Annotated in this window: 15 protein-coding genes; 2 read left to right on the plus strand and 13 right to left on the minus strand. The window is 38.2% G+C overall.

Annotation, left to right across the window (positions count from 1 at the left end):
- Positions 1–147: 147 nt before the first annotated feature.
- The 9 genes from ACIQX2_RS02035 to ACIQX2_RS02075 form a co-directional block, all read right to left on the minus strand.
- A complete protein-coding gene (locus ACIQX2_RS02035; protein WP_402846444.1) occupies positions 148–1,599 on the minus strand; it encodes an alpha-amylase family glycosyl hydrolase in 1,452 nt (483 codons plus the stop codon).
- 420 nt (positions 1,600–2,019) lie between these two features.
- Positions 2,020–2,181 (minus strand): hypothetical protein, encoded by a 162-nt coding sequence (locus ACIQX2_RS02040; RefSeq protein WP_402846447.1) that lies wholly within the window; start codon positions 2,179–2,181, stop codon positions 2,020–2,022.
- Between the two features lie 79 nt (positions 2,182–2,260).
- Positions 2,261–2,623, minus strand: coding sequence for a YisL family protein (locus tag ACIQX2_RS02045; protein ID WP_402846450.1), 363 nt, complete (start codon positions 2,621–2,623; stop codon positions 2,261–2,263).
- Between the two features lie 55 nt (positions 2,624–2,678).
- Positions 2,679–3,575, minus strand: a complete 897-nt coding sequence (locus ACIQX2_RS02050) for a fumarylacetoacetate hydrolase family protein (RefSeq protein ID WP_402846452.1) — start codon at positions 3,573–3,575, stop codon at positions 2,679–2,681.
- A gap of 45 nt (positions 3,576–3,620) precedes the next feature.
- On the minus strand, positions 3,621–4,817 hold the full coding sequence (locus ACIQX2_RS02055; protein ID WP_402846454.1) for a DUF418 domain-containing protein: 1,197 nt from the start codon (positions 4,815–4,817) through the stop codon (positions 3,621–3,623).
- An 11-nt stretch (positions 4,818–4,828) separates the two neighbouring features.
- Positions 4,829–8,539 (minus strand): helicase-exonuclease AddAB subunit AddA, encoded by a 3,711-nt coding sequence (addA, locus tag ACIQX2_RS02060; RefSeq protein ID WP_402846456.1) that lies wholly within the window; start codon positions 8,537–8,539, stop codon positions 4,829–4,831.
- Complete coding sequence (gene addB / locus ACIQX2_RS02065; protein ID WP_402846458.1) at positions 8,526–12,020, minus strand: helicase-exonuclease AddAB subunit AddB; 3,495 nt, start codon at positions 12,018–12,020, stop codon at positions 8,526–8,528. The genes addA and addB overlap by 14 nt, the downstream gene beginning before the upstream one ends.
- Positions 12,021–12,618: 598 nt before the next feature.
- Entirely contained in the window at positions 12,619–13,170 is a 552-nt protein-coding gene (gene lepB, locus ACIQX2_RS02070; RefSeq protein WP_402846461.1) for a signal peptidase I, read from the minus strand.
- On the minus strand, positions 13,163–13,804 hold the full coding sequence (locus ACIQX2_RS02075; RefSeq protein ID WP_402846463.1) for a TVP38/TMEM64 family protein: 642 nt from the start codon (positions 13,802–13,804) through the stop codon (positions 13,163–13,165). The genes lepB and ACIQX2_RS02075 overlap by 8 nt, the downstream gene beginning before the upstream one ends.
- Positions 13,805–13,915: 111 nt before the next feature.
- On the opposite strand from ACIQX2_RS02075, the gene ACIQX2_RS02080 reads away from it, so the two are divergent.
- Positions 13,916–14,623, plus strand: a complete 708-nt coding sequence (locus tag ACIQX2_RS02080) for an AzlC family ABC transporter permease (protein ID WP_402846465.1) — start codon at positions 13,916–13,918, stop codon at positions 14,621–14,623.
- 4 nt (positions 14,624–14,627) lie between these two features.
- Positions 14,628–14,936, plus strand: a complete 309-nt coding sequence (locus ACIQX2_RS02085; protein ID WP_402846467.1) for an AzlD domain-containing protein — start codon at positions 14,628–14,630, stop codon at positions 14,934–14,936.
- 48 nt (positions 14,937–14,984) lie between these two features.
- On the opposite strand, the gene ACIQX2_RS02090 is transcribed toward ACIQX2_RS02085, so the two are convergent.
- From ACIQX2_RS02090 to ACIQX2_RS02105, 4 genes are all read right to left on the minus strand, one after another.
- Positions 14,985–15,242, minus strand: a complete 258-nt coding sequence (locus ACIQX2_RS02090; protein WP_402846470.1) for a CsbA family protein — start codon at positions 15,240–15,242, stop codon at positions 14,985–14,987.
- 8 nt (positions 15,243–15,250) lie between these two features.
- Positions 15,251–16,420, minus strand: a complete 1,170-nt coding sequence (locus ACIQX2_RS02095) for a PDZ domain-containing protein (RefSeq protein WP_402846472.1) — start codon at positions 16,418–16,420, stop codon at positions 15,251–15,253.
- A gap of 84 nt (positions 16,421–16,504) precedes the next feature.
- On the minus strand, positions 16,505–17,920 hold the full coding sequence (locus ACIQX2_RS02100; protein WP_402846474.1) for a S41 family peptidase: 1,416 nt from the start codon (positions 17,918–17,920) through the stop codon (positions 16,505–16,507).
- A gap of 71 nt (positions 17,921–17,991) precedes the next feature.
- On the minus strand, positions 17,992–18,570 hold the full coding sequence (locus ACIQX2_RS02105; protein WP_402846476.1) for a redoxin domain-containing protein: 579 nt from the start codon (positions 18,568–18,570) through the stop codon (positions 17,992–17,994).
- Positions 18,571–19,024 lie beyond the last annotated feature (454 nt).

Genomic DNA, 19,024 nt, shown 5'->3' on the forward strand with positions numbered 1-19,024 from the left:
ACGGTTTAGTTGGAATAATGCTCCATTTAGTTGGAATTTTTGGTTGTTTAGTTGGAATTTAGAGCTCTTTAGTTGGAATAGGATCATTTTTACAATGCACTTCCTTTAAAAAAACTGTCCTACCTAATAAATAGGTGGACAGTTTTTTTAGTTCTTCACTTTTTGCTCTTCGTCTGCTCGACGCTGCTTTCCTTTTCGCCAAACAATAATTAAGAATAACATAAACAGTAAATAAGCAACCGCCATGGCTGCGATGTAGGCTCCATTCAGGCCATTGTCGTCTTTCACTTGATACACTTCGACTATTTCTCTATCTAACACTAAACGGTACGAACCATCGGCGGTAGCACGAATGATATCCGATTCAAATAATCCACGCAATTCTTTATCGTCGCCGATTTCCTCGCTATCAATATCTATTCTTTGTGTCACACCTGTATTATTAACGACAATGATAAATGTTTCTTCATCTGAGAATCGTTTGTAAACAGCGTATCCATCTTTATTTTCCAGTAGCTCTATTTCACCAGTTCGCATCGTTTCTGAGTTTGATCGAATGGAAGCCATGTCTTTTATATATTCAATTAGCTCCTCATCTACACGAAAATTCATGATTTGATGGCTATCTTGTGCAGTCTGTCCATTCATAGCTATCTCCGTACCGTATGTCATATAAGGTACACCTGGTAATGTTAGAAAAGTACCCATCGCCATTTTAATACGAGTAGGCGGGAACTTATTCTCTAAGGCGCTATAATATGTGATTCTTTCCGTCAATAAATGATCTACCATCAAAAGATTATTTTCATTCGCTAAAGAGATAGAGTCGGAAGGTAAATCTGTATTTTTGAAAGTTTCCCGGAAATCTAGCATTAGCTGCTCTGAATAGTCCACGTCAAAATCAGCTTCTGACTCCTCTAGAGCAATGACGTACATAGGATCGCGAACTTCTTTTAGAGCAGCGATTACATCATTGATAAAGGAAGTAGGTGCTCCTTCTAATTCAGACAATTTAACTCCGTCTATTTGGTAAGTTTCTGCAAAGTTTACAATCGTATCGATAAGAGCCTGCTGCACGTCATTATTAGTCAAATCAAGCTGTATTTGACTATCTTCTTTTGAGAGGATCCATTCACTCTTGTCAGTGTCAGTTGCCCAAATATGGTTCTGACTATAATTATTTAGAGGAAACTCAACCATAATTTTCATATTTTGTTCGTGCGATTTGTCTAATAGCTCGTTAAATTCTTCTGGTGTCCCAAAATGTCTTTCCAATTCATTAAAATCTAAAATTCGCTTACCATCATAAGATTCTGTTGCAAAAACAGGACCAATCGAAATAATAGTGAAGCCCATATCTTTAATGTGTGTCATTTTTTCCATAACACCTAGGAAATCTCCACCTGCGAATGCATTCGGATCCTTGGGATTGGTATCATAATCGTTCGTTCCTACTTTATTGAAATAACGATCAACATACAAATCATAAATACTTTCATTATGTATAGAGTTATTTATTTCTGCTTTGCCTACTTGAGTTGTCGCTAGAAAAACAGTGCTCATTAGCAAGCCAGATATAATCCATCTTGTTACTTTCAAGGTAAATCCTCCTTTGACGCATATACATCCCATTTTATCAAAGCTATGTTTTAATCGCTATCGTTTCGCAATTAAAGGAATAAATATCTAACATATTTCGTCCAAACTGTGACAGTCTTTCGATAAAAAACGGGCAAAACAGCCAGGTTCTTTAAGAATAAAATCCAGATATTCCGTTGATTGTAGCGAAGGTCGGACGTTTTCCGTGTGCATGGCTCGAGCCTGTAGGAACTTTGTTTGACCAATGTCTTTGTGACGAGTAACCGCAGAAGCATATATATTCAAGCGAGGAGTCTGAGGCAAAGCTTAGCTAGAAAGCGCCCACCTGAAATGGAAATTATAGGATTATTTATTCTTACTAGTCCCTTAATCAAGTGTTCACGAGACATTTTTATAGTTATCTTTCAAAAAAGCCACCAATCATTTCGGTGGCTTTTGGGTTTTTTGGAATTCTTGAAGGATATGTGATTGGAGTTCACCTGGAGAATTTGTGTTGTTTTTTTGTAGGTTGTAAATGACCAATGCCGTAGCTAAAAATGCAATCATTAGGACAAATACTAATAGTAGCAATGTTATTCCCATTAACAGTTCCTCCTCTCTTGTACTCTCAAAAAAGCTTAATAAGGAAAAGAAGCTCCCACTAGTGGAAGCTTCCCAATACTTAAGCTAAGAAATTAATACCCATTGGTAATTTGAACCCAAGGAAAAGTGCGATAAAGAAGAAAACAAATACTAGCACTAAGAAAGTTGTGTACGGTTTTCCTTTTGCTTTTTTCACTAATGTCATTTCCATCATACCAATTACTAGTATGCCTGCTAGGAATTTTAATCCATAAAGCATTCCTTGACCGAAGTCCATACCTTTGATAAACAAAGCAACTCCAGTAATGATAATTAAGATGTAAAACAAACGTAAAATCATATGAACTACTTTCGGATTTGCAATCGCTAATGCTACAAAAAATAGGATTAGTGCGACTACCCAAGTGGTAATGTGTAAATGTGTTGATGCTAAGAAATCCATTTTTTCCACCTCAATTATACTTGTAGTTTACTACTATCCTATTTAGTGTAACATGTTACTCGAATTTGTTCACTAATGTACCTATTCCTTCAATCGAAATTTTGACTACGTCTCCTGATTTTAAGAAACGTGGTGGATTAAACCCTTTCCCTACACCAGCAGGAGTTCCAGTTAAAATAACATCTCCCGGTTCAAGGGTAACTGACTTGGAAATTTCCGCAATGATTTTTTCAACTGAAAATAACATGTCGGACGTTTTTCCATTTTGACGAATTTCATCATTAACTTTTGTCACAACTGCTAATTCCTGTGGTTTCGGCAACTCGTCTTTTGTCACTAGGTATGGTCCCATCGGACAAGACCCTTCTAAACTTTTCCCTAAGAAGTATTGCTGATGCTTCGTTTGCAAATCACGCGCTGTTAAGTCATTGGCAATTGTATAACCAAAGATATAGTCATATGCGAGCTTTTCAGGAATATTTTTTCCTTGTTTACTAATAACGATTGCAAGTTCACCTTCGTAATCGTAGGAATTTGTTATATCCGCATGTAAGGAGAGCGTTTGTTCATCTGCAGCAATGGAAGTTGGAGACTTCGTAAATACAACAAAATCACTCGCTATTCCTCCCATTTCTTTCGCATGATCTGCATAGTTTTTACCGACTGCCATAATGTTTTTAGGTGTACGTGGAATAGGTGAAAGCCATTCGATTTCTGTAAAAGAACGTTTAAAGTTATTTGGATTTTCAGCCTTTAACGCTGCTTCTACTAATTTACGGATTTGTTCGACAAAATCCATCCCTAAACCTACACCTTCTACAATGGTAGCTGGAAACTCAGGTAATACTTGGAGCGTCTCCTGAATGTGCAGTACATCCCATACTGCCTCTTCTTTTTTGACTTTTGGTCCGAAGTAAATTTCATCTTGTAAACGGTAGGATAACAGTTTCATCTTTTGGACACTCCCTTAATAGTTTTGACTCTATCTATAAGTCTATTACAAATTAGATTTCTTTTCATCTATTTTCGACAAACTATTCGAATAAGTCAGTTTTCTCCACAACAACTCCACAGGGCCTTGCTTATATTTCATAAACCAAATCTCTGCGAAAACTATTTGTAATGCGTAAATACCGACTGCCATCCAAGTACCTGTGGTTATATCAATCTTTCCATATAAACCAAAACCATAGGCATAAAAAATAGTTGTGGCAATTATCGATTGCAGTAAATAGATGGTCATAGACATTCTACCAACCTTGGAAATTGGAGAAAGTATTTTTGCTCCAATTGGAATCGAGCAGATCATGGCAATGACTCCTGCATAAGCAATTGCCTGTAGTGGCCCACCAAAAGTGTCCTGGATATACATAGTTAGTGCATCTGCTTCCTTAAAATAAGGAACCCACTTAATAGACGTACCCACAGCGAATGCCACTACTACTGTAACAAGCCAAAAAGCTTTTAACTCTCTCGCTCTTTCGATCAGCTTCCATTTTGCTGCTGCTGCACCTAACAAGAGGAATGGAACAATAGTGATGAACATTAATAAGAACATTGCACCATTACCATTCATATATAGCCAATCATCTAATCGTTGCCAAAATATATCCATCCAAGACCCTTGTCCGTAAGCAAGCATACTGGCTTCGATTTTCTGTATGCCCGTATATATAATCATGTCATTGGGACTAACCTTGGAACCCAAGTAAAGTAAGCCACTAAGTAAACCATTTGGTATTAAGAACAAGAAAATACTTATAAGAAATAACCATAGAGGCTTCAATCTAATCATAAGTAATAAAACAAATCCTGCTAATGCATATGTTATCAATATATCTCCTGCCCAAATTAGAAAAGCATGAATACATCCGATTAATAGTAAAACGGATAATCGTCGAACAGCAAATTTAGAAAAATGGCTGCCATTTGCTTCAGCCTTCATAAATTGCATAGCCAAACCGTATCCAAATAACATCGAGAATAATGGATACACACTACCTTGTACAAAAAGGTCAATCATCTTAAACGTCTCATAATCACTTGGATTTTGATACCAAGTATATGGATTAATATAAATATATGGAGTATGGAAAAACAACATATTCACGACAAATATCCCGAGTAAAGCGAACCCTCTCATTACATCTATAGAGATGATACGTTCCTTTACTCCTGTTGGTTTGATCAACAAACTTTCTCCCCCTATAATGACAACGTTCTATTTACATCAAATAAATATAGTACTTTTTCTTTTATGTGCACTTGTAAAATTGCCTCAATTGCCTGCGAATATAGAGACAATTGAAGTTGATAGCGTTTATGCATTTCTTGTTGTAATAACGATTCATCCTTAACTAAATGCATCACTTTGTCCGTTTTATAGTCAAGTAAAACCCAACTTCCATCATTCTCTAAAAATAAGCAATCGACGACCCCTTGAATAATCTGTTTGTCGCCCTCTGTATCCTCTAATGCATACGTGAAAGGAAACTCTCTCATAACTTCTTTAGCATTTCGGAGCCGTTCAGCGATATTTGAATGGAAGAATGGAACGATCTTACTAGGAACAATGGCAGCCTGTTCAGCTTTCGTTAAAATTTCCCGTTCAGCAAGCCTTTCAGCAAAAAGGAGAACCTGCTCCTCATTTTTTTCTTCCTGCAGATCGACGTTTTGCATAAAGGCGTGCACTGCAGTACCAGCTTCTGCACCCGTCAATGTTGTTTCCTGCTGTAAGAAAAAAGGACGCTTCGCAATTTTTTTCAAACTAGTAGGACTAGACATTTGAAAATAGTCATCGTCTGAGCGTTCCATCAGCTGCTGTATTTTCTTCATCTCGCTTACCGTTTGCTTAGAACGTTTATGAGTAGATATTTCATGTGAATAGGGAGTATCGAAACGAGACTTAACTTCCTTTAAATACGTACCTTTTGCAGGATCAATTAGCTGGTCCAAAGCTGCAACCTCTTTTTCCTCCACTTGTACAATACGTTTTAAATCATCCACACATTTAGTAATAATTCTCCATTTGGACTCACTATCCACTATATTTGCTTCATTTACAGTCGATAACTGGCGGAAATTTGTATGTCTTGCTAATGCTGATCCGATCCAGTCTAAATAGCCTTTTGCTTTTGCCCGCATATAGCCTGGCAACATTTCATCACTCATAACATTTTGAGCATCTGACCATTTTTCCAACGTTTTGGTTAAGTCTTTAATAGATCCAATGAGGAATAAATGCTCTTTGGCACGTGTCATAGCAACATATAAAACGCGCATTTCCTCTGCCTTCAATTCCATTTGCTTTTTTTCCTTCATAGATAAAAATGGCAGCGAAGTATAAGAAATTCGCTTTTCAGGATCAATGGCTTTCACCGCAAGACCAAATGACTGGTCAAATAAGTAGGACTCATTAAAATCCATTTGGTTAAAGGGTCTACCCATACCAGCTAAGAATACAACCGGAAATTCTAAGCCTTTTGAAGAATGAATTGTCATTAAACGAACGACATTTTCCTTTTCTCCTATAGCACGTGCAGCTCCTAAATCATCCCCTCGTTTACGCATACGATCGATAAAGCGTAAAAAGCGGAACAACCCTCGGAAAGAAGTCTTTTCATAATCGATTGCTCGGTCATGAAGGATACGAAGGTTTGCTTGTCTTTGCTTACCATTTGGCATAGCACCTACTATTTCGTAGTAATGCGTGTCCAAGTATATTTGCCATATTAAATCTGCGAGTGAGCCTCTTCTACTTAGATCGCGCCAATCTTCATACCGAAGTAAGAACCTTTGTAGCTTCTCAGCAGTATCTGACGCCAGCCCAGCTCCACCAATAGCTACAAATGTTTTTAATGCATCGTAGAAAGGTTCCTTTGGAGCAGATAATCGGATAAGTGCTAGCTCTGATTCTGTTAATCCTACAAATGGCGACCTGAGAACGGATGCTAGTGATATGTCCTGATAAGGATTATCGATTGTACGAAGCGTATGAAGCATGATTAACACTTCAATTGCTTCAAAATATCCCTTCGAAAGCTCTGCATATAAAGGAATACCAGCTTCTTTAAACTGCTCGGTAACTTCCCTAGACCAAGTCATCGATCGCATTAATATGACCATATCGCTGTACCTGACAGGACGATGAGCTTTTTTCCATGGATCATAAACAGTTGCTTCAGATTGAATCATCTCGTTTATTTTTGAAATGATATAACGGGCTTCGGCTTGTGATTTTTTTAGTTCCTCTTCTGCTATAGCTTCGATTGTTTCTTCCTCTTCTGTCGGTTCGGCACTGCCATCTTCTACTTCATATAATAGTGCTAGCTCAACAGGTGTTTCTGTTTCTTCATAAGGTGCCCCAGGTTTTAACGAAGCAGCTTCATCGTATTCAATTTCCCCAACTTGTTCACCCATAATTTGACTGAAAATATAGTTGGTCGCATGCAGCACCTCCTTACGACTGCGGAAGTTTGCATTTAAATCTATTTTGATACCCGAATCTATTGGAAGATCATTGAATGTTAGATATTTCCCTAAGAATAGCATAGGCTCTGCTAGACGGAATCGATAAATGGACTGCTTCACGTCCCCTACCATAAACATATTCCCTGTATTTTCATCGCCACTTTTCACAAACTGTAAAATGGTCTCCTGCAGTAAATTTGTATCCTGATATTCATCCACTAGCACTTCTTTAAAACGAGCCGTATATTCTTTTGCTATATCTGAAGGTATAAGTTTCCCATTTTCATCGTGCTCAGATAGAATATCTAAAGCGTAATGCTCCAAATCTGAAAAGTCGACGAGCCCTTTTTCATTTTTAGCTGCGGTATACCGCTCGCCGTAAGCTATAGTCAGTTCCACTAGTTTTTGCAACTGCGGTGCCATTAATCGCATTTCCTCTAGCAATCTTTCTGGTGTTCGAGTGAAATAATTATCCTTTAAGTCATTTACAATTTTCTTTACTTTAGTGCGTTTGTTTGTCGCTTGGTTTTTCAAAGCTTCATCACAGGAGTCTTTTTTTATCGCAGCTGCTCTTCCCCATTTAATTCCTTGGAAATAATGAAAAACGCTTTTCCACGAGCTATTCTTCATCAAATCTACTGCTTCTTGAATCATTTGCTGATCGATCATAGCAGTTTCTGCAAGAGGTGTTGGACCATTTGGATCTTTTGCAAGTCTACGAATCTCCTCTGTTATAGCGATTGCCTCTTCTAAATGATGAATAATTGCAAGCTTCAATGGACCAATAAATGATAGCTCATCAATGGTCATATCTTCCGGGAGGTTATATGCTTCCGGTATTGCCAGCAACCATTTCCCAGGCTCTGGATGTACGCGCGAATAGGAATAAAGTTTTTCAATCATTACTTCTATCGATTGATCGTCACGATCGGACGTAAAGCTATCAGACAATCGGTACATCGCTTCTGGATTGTCGACATGATAAGCCTCTTCTAGCACTTCAGCTAACATATCGTCACGCATAATTGCTGCTTCTGTTTCATTTGCAATACGGAAACCTGGATCTATCGTTAGCATATACGCGTATTGCCTTACGATATTTAAACAAAACGAATGCAATGTAGAAATTTGTGCTTTGTTTAACAGACTTAGTTGTTTTCGCAAATGATTCGATGTTGGATCGTTGGCAATGGCCTTCTCTAGCGCTTCGCCCATACGATGGCGCATTTCTGCAGCAGAAGCATTTGTAAAGGTAACGACTAATAACTCATCGACATTGATAGGAGATTCTTTCGAAATAACTTTTTGAATGAGTCGGTCGATGAGAACAGCCGTTTTCCCCGAGCCTGCAGCGGCGGAAACAAGCACATCTGAACCCGTTGCCCAGATAGCCTTCCATTGTGCAGGGGTCCATGTTAGCTCTGCCGGCATATTAGGAATGTTCATTTGGACTCATCTCCTCTCGAATTTTTTCTGCTACTATTTCTGGCTGATCTACCTTCAATACACGAACTTGTTGATTAGGATCTTGCGGATCGAATTGGCAAACACTGCGATAAGAGCAATAAGTACATGGCATTTTATCTTTTATTCGATAAGGTAAAACGCGTGTATCTCCAGCATTCATGCCGTTCCCTGCTTGCTCATGCTTCTTACGAACAAAGGATTGCAGCAATCTCATTTGTGCCGGTTCTACTACTTTGGACGATGATTTAGAAAGGTTACCGTCTTTGTTCATACGAACGGGAATAACTTTAGAAAATCCTGAAATCTGATCATCCATTTCCATAATAACTTCTGGATTATCGAGCAAAAGACCATTCATTTTATAGGATTTATAAACGGCATCCTCTAATTCAGCCTCTTCCATTTCCTTTTGAGACTGTATGAAAGGGTTATGCATATGAACATATAAAACTCCTGCTGGATCCGCATCTTCGTGTAGCCATATATCGGCATTTTCTACAGCAACGTCTAAATACGTTAACATTTGAAGAGAAATACCATGGTAAACCTCGTTCAAATCAATACCTTTTTTAGAAGATTTATAATCGACTATCCGAACAAACATATTCCCGTTAATATTAGCTGCATCCACTCTATCAATTCGACCACGTAATTGCATTTTGCGATTTCGCTTCAAGGGAATTTCCAATGCTGGTAATTTCTCTCCAGGACCAAATCCTGCTTCTATAGCAATTGGAACAAATCCTGAGCCTTTCGAATGCTTACTTAAAGCGATTAATGTATTGGCAACGATCTGTTCCAATTTACGTTGAATATATCGGTAGCGGTTTGTACTTAATAATAATTGGTGCACAAAGACTGGTACGATATAATCGACCGCTTGTCTAGCGAGCTGATAGCATTGCTGGGAGGTTAGCTGTGACCATTGTATATCGAGACGTTGCGTCTCATCGGCGATCCATTTTAGCGCCGCATGGAATAAGTCTCCCATTTGTGGTGCTTCTAATTTATACTCTGCACGTTCTTCTAGCTTTAAGCCATAAGATGCGTAATGTGCAAACGGGCAGCTATAATATTTCTCTACACGAGATACGCTAGAAATCATCGTTTCCCCGTATAGAGCAGCAGTCATTTCCTCATTTAATCTTTCAGTTTTATTGCCATGAATTAAGGGCGTAGTAATTCTTTTCACTAATTTCGACCAATATGGATCCTCTAAATAATATTGGTAGACAGACTGCCACACTTCGGATAATTCCCCTGTTTCAAGGGCTCCTCGAAGTTGCATAATAACATATGGCAAAGTAGGACGTGGGTGACTGATGGAATTCAAATCCAATTCATCGGTTGGCATATCGCTTGGATCTACTACAGCAATTTCAATCGGCAAATTACTTATCATTTGCTGAAGCTTTTTGATGTATGTGGAAGGTAACAGCGCTTTTCCTTCATTATCTGCCATTGGATAGGATACGAATAAGAAATGGGATGGAGTGACGAATGCTTTATAGATTAAATAATTTTCGTCCATCAATCGCATTTTCGACGTTGGCGCAAGTTCAAATCCTATTTGCGTGAACCATTCACGTTCTGTATCTGTTAGTAGCCCTTCATGATCCATCCGTTTTGGATATACCCCATCATTTACTCCAAGCACAAATGCTGCTTTTATATTTGTTAAACGAATGATATCCACATTCCCAACAATTACTTGATCAATCGTAGGCGGAATGCTAGAAAAAGCAAGCTGGTCATAACCCTCATCTAAAATTTTTGTTACTTCCTCTAGGGACATTTCCTTTTCCCCAAACATCAATACAAACTGATCAATAACATTTACCCACTCATTCCAAACTTGCTCATGTTCGGAAGCTAACAGTAATTGACCGTTTTCCTCTTCTGATCGCTTCAAGCTTTGCAGTTTTTCATATACGTTTAGTTTTTCTATAAATGCATAGATAGCAATTGCATAATCCTTGCCTGTTTTACATTGTTGCAGCTGATTGAAAAGCACTTTAATCGGTTCGACGATCAAGTCTCTTATTTTATGGATATCTGCTTGAATACTCTTTTCTTCATCTGTCTGCACTTTGGAGTAAAATTCCAAGCCACGATATTTTTTATAAACCCAGCGCCTTTCATCCATCCATCTATCTCCGTAGATTCCGAATGCGAGTACAAAATTCTCTAAACGATCCGCACGCTCTCGCCAAATTTTTTTAGGAACATCTAACGGGAAAAATAAATCTGTCTTCACCGCTCGAAAAACCGGTTCATACTTCCAGTCTGTTCGAATTATCTCTAGAATGGTCCGACTTAGTTCGATTAGCGGATGATGTAGCATCGGTTTCTTTTTACTAACGAAAACGGGAATATCATACTGCGGAAAAATAGTCTCGATTAGCCCTTCATACGTATCTGCATCTCTATGCAAAATCGCCATTTCGTTATATCGAACATTTTTCTGTTGCATTAGTTCACGTATTTGTCTTGCTACAGCATGCATTTCCGCACGGCGATTGGAAGCTTCCGTTATTCGGATACTGCCCTCTGAGTTTGTTTGTTCGGGAGGTAGTTGATCCAGATTTGCTTCGATATGTGCAATTTCATGTGACTTGAAGCGCTTCTGTTCACTCAGATGGGCGGTCTCTTCTAATTCCACTTGTTCCTTTTGTGCAATTTCTAAGAGCCTAACGCAAGTATTTGCAGGTTGGTAAAACAGCGATTGTTCATCTATAGCATCCTGTATCGATTCCATCGGAAGTGCAATGGTCAGACGCTTCACCTGTATCATTAATTCCTCGATAATCTCTAATTCTCTCGTTGTAAAGGAAGTGAAACCATCGATATAAATTTCTGTTTTGGCTAGCAGGGAAGAGTCTTTTATTTTCGTAGCTAATAAGGTTAAGTACCCTTCCCCGTCAATATAACTAACTCCTAGCTTTTCCTCCATCTTTTCAAGCATTAGCATTATATCGGAGGATTTATCTAATAGCGTTTTGGGAGCATTTACATGTTCCAAATTGCTTAGGGCATTTGCCATTGTAGAGTAATCCATACAGTATCTACTAAACTCTTTTAGTAAAACTTCGATTTGATCGGTGAATCCTCTTTTCGTTGCTGCTCGTTTAAACAGCGTAAATTCGTCTTTGTGGTTATCAAGCAAGCTACGAATGAGCATACGGTAACCGAATCCACTTATTTCTTCTTTGGCAATTCCGCCAGTTTCTTGGAGAACACGCCATGCTAATCGTTTAAATGTCGTTACTTGCGCTCGAATTAGTCCTGGAAGTCCCGATTCTGCTGCAAGGTCATATTCACTGGAAAATGACATCTGGTCAGGTACTATGTAGAATATTGGATCTCCGAGAGGAGCTTTTTGTAGTTCGGCTATTATTTCTTGATGGATGAAAGTTGTTTTTCCATAGCCTGATCGGCCACTAACTATTCTTAACGACATTGGTTTTAGTCTCCTTTCTTGAGAAGAAATTAATATTCTAAAAGTTTTAAAATAATAGCTGAGAATTGACTCTGTGAATTGCGTTTCAGGCGGATGCTTTCCGCGGGCGAGGCTAACAGGATGTTGGTCACGAAGGCATTGCCACACGAAGTGGCGTTCTTAGCCTTCGTTCCTTTATCCGCCTCCTTTGGAGTCTCACCTGGACACGCTTTTCCCGCTGGAGTCGCCGCCTTTCACTCCAATCAATAAGTGAGTAAGTTTAAATTGTAAGATTGGGAAATGATAGTGTTATAAAAAAGATGATTGGAAAAGTTTAGTTAAAGAATGAAGTTCAAAATCTTTAGATTAGCAGCTTTTAGCTATTTAGAAAATACCTTACCAAGCCTTCTCTGCTTAAGTACCAGTTACTCGCTTTGGATACTTCCTTACTCGCGCTCATCCATAGTTTACTATCGCTACTTTATCAGTTAATCTAGCTTATGGTTCGTTTACTCGCGAAACGGAAAATTGATCCACTTTATTTATTCGTCCTAAGTAGTATCAAAAAAAAGAATAATCTCCTATCTCTATTGTACAAAACATACAACAGAGAGGGAAATTATTCGGAATAGAATTGAGTGGTTGCTTGGGACAATGGCCAGTAGCGTGCCTGCACCTCTCCAACCACTTCTGTTGTATCTACAAAGTGAAAATACCGACTATCCATGCTGGATATACGGTTATCACCTAAAACAAACAGCTTATCAGGTGGAACCCGTTTGCTTCCAGTTAGTTCATCCAATTCAAAATCCTCCGTAAAGTTTTCATCGGGATTGTCATATGCACTAAAAGACTGAAGGTAGGGCTCTTTTACTTTTTTATTATTTATAAAAAGCTCATCGTTCTTATAGCTTATCATGTCTCCTGGTAGACCGATTACACGCTTCACATAATCTTCCTCTTCATCTCCATGGAAAATCACAATATCCATATGATCTATTTTAGAAAGCTTATTCACCAATACTTTATCCTTGTCATGCAATGTAGGCATCATTGACTGACCGACTACTTCGTAATTTGTCACCAAGAACATTCTAATGAACATTACGAGTAAAATTCCAATTACTAAAGCTGTCAGCCATTCCAACATTTCTTTCTTAAAATTATTCAAAACTTTCTCCTTTTTTGCTTTTTCTTTCGTTACCGATTGATTTAAAATCGGCTTCTACTTTTTTATTTATCCTTTTTTCGATGGCTTTTCCGACAAACCACAGGATAGCGATTACTAAAACGACGATGGCAGTTTGAACAGGCTGGGTGATCAACGCTTTAATGTCAGCTCCGATAAAACTAACGACGAAAATCATAATGAGCTTCCCTAAAGCTAACGTCCAGAAATAAGTATTTTTCTTCATATCGGAAAGTCCTGCAACTATATTGACTAATGCAGAAGGTGTGAATGGGAAACAAACGAGTAAAAAAAGAGGACCAAATCCATTTCGCTCTACCCATTTTATGAGCTTTTGGATTTTCATATGTTTCGTTATAAACCCTAATACACGAGCTCGTCCATATTTTCGAATGACTAAGAATACGGCATACGATCCGGCCACTGATCCTATCCAGGATATAAGAAATCCGAACAATAAACCGTAGGCAGTGACGTTTGCGACGATAAATACGACTAACGGTAAAAATGGTAGGAAGGCCTCTAAAAAGGGCAGTAAAATACCGAAAAGTGGTCCAAGTGCTCGATATTCCTGTGTTAAATTCGTTAAAGTTTCTAATGAAAACCAGTCCGGCATTTGGCTCTCCTCCAAAATATGTATATTTATACTATTCCCAATATTACTGTACATAAAACTAGCTACTTATAGTATAATTTGTTGATTATGTATATAGGTGGTGAAAGATTTGTGAATAACAATTCATTTTTTTCGGGATTGAAAGCTGGGATTAGTATTGCGATCGGTTATTTTCCGGTTGCGCTGACATTTGGCTTGCTCGCTAAAACGACCGGACTTTCGATTTGGGAAGCCACTGCTATGAGTATTTTCGTCTATGCGGGAGCAGCGCAATATATGTCCCTTACGCTTATTTCAAAAGGGGTTGACCCTATTTTAATCGTTTTAAATACATTTGTCGTTAATATTCGTCACTTCTTAATGACGGCGGCACTAAACGAAAAGATGCAAAGTGAAAAAAGGTGGATTAAAGGGGTTTACGCTTTTGGTATCACAGATGAGAGTTTCTCGGTATTAGCTACCCAAAAAGAAAAGAAAATAGCTACTCCCTTTGCGTTTGGTGTAGCAGTAATAGCATATAGTAGCTGGGTTGTTTTTACTGCTGTTGGTCATGTTATTGGCGCAAATCTCCCAGCATTTTTACAAGCAGCGATGTCCATCGCTCTGTATGCCATGTTCGTAGGTCTACTCGTACCATCAATGCGAGGTAATAGGAAAGTAGTTATGCTAGCGCTGGTAGCAGCTATAATAAATGGATTCTTTTATTGGACCGGACTATTATCGACTGGTTGGTCTATCTTAGTCGCAACATTGGCATCTTCTATTTTTATCGAAATAATTTATACAAAGCGTGGAAAAAATTTACCGAAAGGGGCTTAAAATAATGGGTATGTGGTATTGGTGGACAATACTTGGAATGGCAGTAGTTACATATATTCCGAGGGCATTTCCTCTCACCTTTTTAGAGGGGAAAGAATTGCCTCCGGTCATTTCTGGTGTATTACGCAATATTCCGTATGCCGTGCTGGGTGCTTTAATCTTCCCAGCCATTTTATATGTTCAACAAGATAATTTATTATTTGGATTGATAGGAACGGCTGTTGCTTTTAGCTTAGCTTTTCTTTTTTCAAATGTAATGGTTGTTGTCCTTGGAACAATTGGAGTCCTAGCTATATATAGTTTATTGTTTTAATAATTTTGTACATAGTATTAAACGCAAAAAATCCGCTCTACTCTGAGCTCAGAGTGGCGGATTTTTTTTATTAGTATTCGTATTCATATGGGTACTATACCAGAAGCCAATTGTAAGAGATGCAGCGTCGATCATATAAATCCACCATCGATGCGTGTAGCCTGCATAGACTGACGCGGTGAAAAGGGCGACAGTTAATATTAACGCAACATAATGATTGAACGTGATGCGTGTAAACAATATGACAAGTAATGCAGGGGCAAAAATAGCCAATATTATTTGGGTTGTGAGTGATAGTGATTCCATAATTTCTCCTATCTTACTAGGATAAGACCTAGTCGATAATGATCATGTCTAAATAGTATGTGCTGGCGAAGACGTAATTCCCCATTTGAGTCCAATACTTCTAGCCTGCAATGCGCTGCGTTTATTTGGACTGCTTCATATAATTCCTGTTCGTTTTCAACCTTCTGTCCGTTTACTTTTACGATACGCTCACCTATTAATAGACCCATTTTCTCCGCTGGAGAATCTGATAGAACACCCGCAATCATAACACCATTCGATTGTGGTGAGACTGCATAATTGCCTGTCTTTTCTTGTTGATACTTGATGATTGTTATAAGCAATCTTGCTAGAACACCGATTAATAGAGCAATTGCACTAACTAGCGGCTCAAAATAACCGATAGCAGCAATTATTGTAATAACGATCCCTAGCTGCCAAACCATCTTCCCGTAACCTGTAAAAAAATGAATAGGTAGAGAATGTCGAGATTTTTGTTGGAAGCCAATTACAAATGGAAATAAAATTAAGGAGAAAGCATTTTCTCCAAGCGAAAATTGTGGCCAATAAGGTAGATAGGTTGGAATTACATCGCCCGGAATGATTAGTAATATAGGTAATAACCATAATCTTTTCACATGATAGACAATTGCTTCCATGCCTCTAGCAGTTGTCACTAGCTTTGGAGAAGCTTGTGTAGCACCATGTTTTTGAATAAGTACACCTTCCACGATTAATAAAAACCCCGCTATAATAGCTATTGGTACAATTCCAGCCTGTAGAATATCCTGTCCAGAAAAAGTCCATGAAAAAACGTCAAAAGACCAGCTGTATGAATACATCACATAGACAGTGGCTGCACCTAATGCAATTGCATAAACTGCTGAACCAAACTGGTATGTAAATAAGAGTACAAATATTATCAACCACGCACTATAGATCCATAGCCATGTATTTGGAATAACTAAACCTATAACAATACTAATGGCAGACAAAATAAGAGCCCAAACTAACCCGTCAAGTAAAAATCCCTTTGTTTCCGTCCAACCCCAAAGTAATCTAGTGCGGAACTGCCTTCTTTCTCTCTTCACTCGAACATATCCGATCAATACCGAGAAGAGAAGCGTAATATATACTGCTGGATGAAGGAAAAAACGTCCAATTCCTTTAACCAATTCGATTAATACTTCTTGCACCATACGCATCCCCCTACTTGCAACTATACTTCCTATTATTGTAACAAACGTAGAGGGCTTTGCGTATAGGATTTTGTATTTACTTTGTTATTTCAAATCATGCAGTAAATAACTAACTCCCATTTGGAACTGTTTATCGTTATCTCTGCTAGTTTTATAATCTAGAATTGTTTCTGATATAGACTTAAATAGTGCATCATCAATCTCGTTTAAATCAGCTAAGCTTCTCTCTTGACGATACTTTTCAATAGCGTCTTCTGTATCTTCATCAAAATAACCATCCTGGCGACTTAAATTATAGCCAAGTGCTCCTAATACCTGTTGCACATACTTTATCTCTTCGCCAAAATCACCAACTCTAAAATTACCTTGATAATATTTTAAATCCATCGTATACAATTCATCTGGCTCTACCTGTAAATCAGCTTGAATTCCTTTATGATGAATCCACTCCTGTTTCGGGGTTAGCCATTTATGAGTAGAAATTTTTAGCTTCCCGCCGTTTTGCAGATCACGAGTTTCTTGAACTGTCCCCTTACCAAAACTTTTTTCTCCCACAATCATCGCACGCTTATTGTCCTTCAGTGCCCCGGCCAAAACTTCACTGGCAGAAGCACTACCACCATTTTGTAATAGCACAGCAGGAATCTTGTTTAAATACTGATTGTCCTTTGTTTCTGTATTTAACATTTCCAGTACACCTTTGGCATCTTGCATATAAGCGAAAGTAGAGCCATTCGGCAATAAAGTACCTATAATAGTAGAAACACTGTATAAATAGCCGCCTGGATTTCCTCTTACATCAATAACAAGACCATCAATCCCTCGTTCTACTAATGCTTTTGTTTGCTTCTCCCATTCTTCTCCTGTCTTCTCCCCAAATAATGAGATATTAACAACACCGATTGAATAATCATCTACTTCATAAATATCACTAGAAACCGTATGCATCGCTATCGTGTCACGTTTCATATGTAATTCGACATGGCGATTCTCACTAGACCGATAAACAGTCATTTTAATGCTAGTACCTTTTTTACCACTTAATAGCTGCATTAACTCAGTCATTGACTTTCCTTCAACTCGTTCTTCATTTACACGAACAATTTCATCCTGAGGCTTTAAGCCAGCTTTAAAGGCAGGAGAATCCTTTAACGGTGCAACTACGACAAATTTCCCTTCGGAGAGCATAATCTCTGCACCTATTCCAACCCGTTCCTCGGCAAGTGATGCCTCTTGGTTCGCTGCTTCTTCTTTTGTTAAATACGTACTATGTGGATCCTCCAATGCTTCTGCCATTCCACGAATAGCACCTTCCACGATTAGATTATCATTTTTAGAGAATACCGCCTCTTTTTTGATTAACTGAAACGCCTGATCAATAACCTGACTATTGCTGACGCTTTTTTGTTCTGTAGCTGAAGGTTTCATCAACCACATATACCCGATACCTAAAACAACAACTACTATCAATCCATAAAGAAAAAACCGACTTTTGCGCAAGTTCAACCTCCTACTTTTCCACTAATATATGTGTGAAAAAAGGAATTTAATACTTGCCCAATAATCGATTCTTAATTTAAATTATTAATATAGTCTGTTAACATTTGCTCATCCATTGGTCCAACAATCTTATTTTGTATAGTTCCAGTCGTATCTATCATGTAAGTAGTAGGAATCGTAATCGCTTGATATGTATCACCAACTAAACCTTCTTCATCTAAAGGAATAGGAAAACTTAACGCATAATCCTCTTGAAACGCCTTCACTTTATCTAGCCCTACATCCGTACTCGTCAGATTGACCGCTAAAATTTCTACATTTTCTTTTTCAGCCATATCCTCGTAATAATTTTGCATATGTGGCATTTCTGCTTTACATGGCGGACACCACGTTGCCCAGAAATTTAATACTATTTTCTTTCCTTTATAATCTGCGAGTGTGACTACCTCGCCATCTAATGTAGTCAGTGTAAAATTAGGTGCAGCATTTCCTTTACCTAAGCCCTCATTGGCAGCATTATTTGCCATATCGGTACCCATTTGTTCACCAGCAAAAGCTTCTTGTTCATCTATATTATCTCTCACAAAGGAAATCGTTGCGATTGCTACCATTGCGGCAACAACAAAAAGCCCAATAATTTTCTTCTTCATATTATACCTCCTGTTGGTACGATAATATTTCACTGCCCTTATTATATGTTATTTACTCCGTTAAATACGAATTAATTGGACTGGAAATATGACTATGTAGTGAAAAGTAAGCGTACAAGATGCATAAATAATCTGTCTCGTAAATAAAAGATTCATTATAGAGAGTAAACTACCAGTGTACACGAGTAACTAATAAACGACGAGAGTATATGCTCCTTAAGAGCGAGTAATAGGCGTAAAAGTAGAACAATAGAAAAGAAACTTTCAGATACGGATATGCGCTTACCGCACGCTTCGCATGGTGAACCTTCAAGGATGATCGCTTGCAGCTCCTTCATCCTTTTGAAGTCTAATTCCCCGCGCTCATGTAGTTTGGAAGGTGCACATCCTGTTTAGCACCGGCGATACCTTATTGATTTTATAATAGTAGTTTTTAATTATTTCCTTTTTATTT

The organism is Psychrobacillus sp. NPDC096623, from assembly GCF_044762655.1.
GTDB lineage: Bacteria > Bacillota > Bacilli > Bacillales_A > Planococcaceae > Psychrobacillus.

Bases quoted from the DNA above. Each gene is read 5' to 3' on its own strand.
- ACIQX2_RS02095 (WP_402846472.1), bottom strand. From the start codon at position 16,420: ATGGTGCAAGAAGTATTAATCGAATTGGTTAAAGGAATTGGACGTTTT.
- ACIQX2_RS02050 (WP_402846452.1), bottom strand. From the start codon at position 3,575: ATGAAACTGTTATCCTACCGTTTACAAGATGAAATTTACTTCGGACCA.
- ACIQX2_RS02045 (WP_402846450.1), bottom strand. From the start codon at position 2,623: ATGGATTTCTTAGCATCAACACATTTACACATTACCACTTGGGTAGTC.
- ACIQX2_RS02085 (WP_402846467.1), top strand. From the start codon at position 14,628: ATGGGTATGTGGTATTGGTGGACAATACTTGGAATGGCAGTAGTTACA.
- ACIQX2_RS02090 (WP_402846470.1), bottom strand. From the start codon at position 15,242: ATGGAATCACTATCACTCACAACCCAAATAATATTGGCTATTTTTGCC.
- ACIQX2_RS02040 (WP_402846447.1), bottom strand. From the start codon at position 2,181: ATGGGAATAACATTGCTACTATTAGTATTTGTCCTAATGATTGCATTT.
- ACIQX2_RS02075 (WP_402846463.1), bottom strand. From the start codon at position 13,804: ATGCCGGACTGGTTTTCATTAGAAACTTTAACGAATTTAACACAGGAA.
- addB (WP_402846458.1), bottom strand. From the start codon at position 12,020: ATGTCGTTAAGAATAGTTAGTGGCCGATCAGGCTATGGAAAAACAACT.
- addA (WP_402846456.1), bottom strand. From the start codon at position 8,539: ATGAACATTCCTAATATGCCGGCAGAGCTAACATGGACCCCTGCACAA.
- ACIQX2_RS02105 (WP_402846476.1), bottom strand. From the start codon at position 18,570: ATGAAGAAGAAAATTATTGGGCTTTTTGTTGTTGCCGCAATGGTAGCA.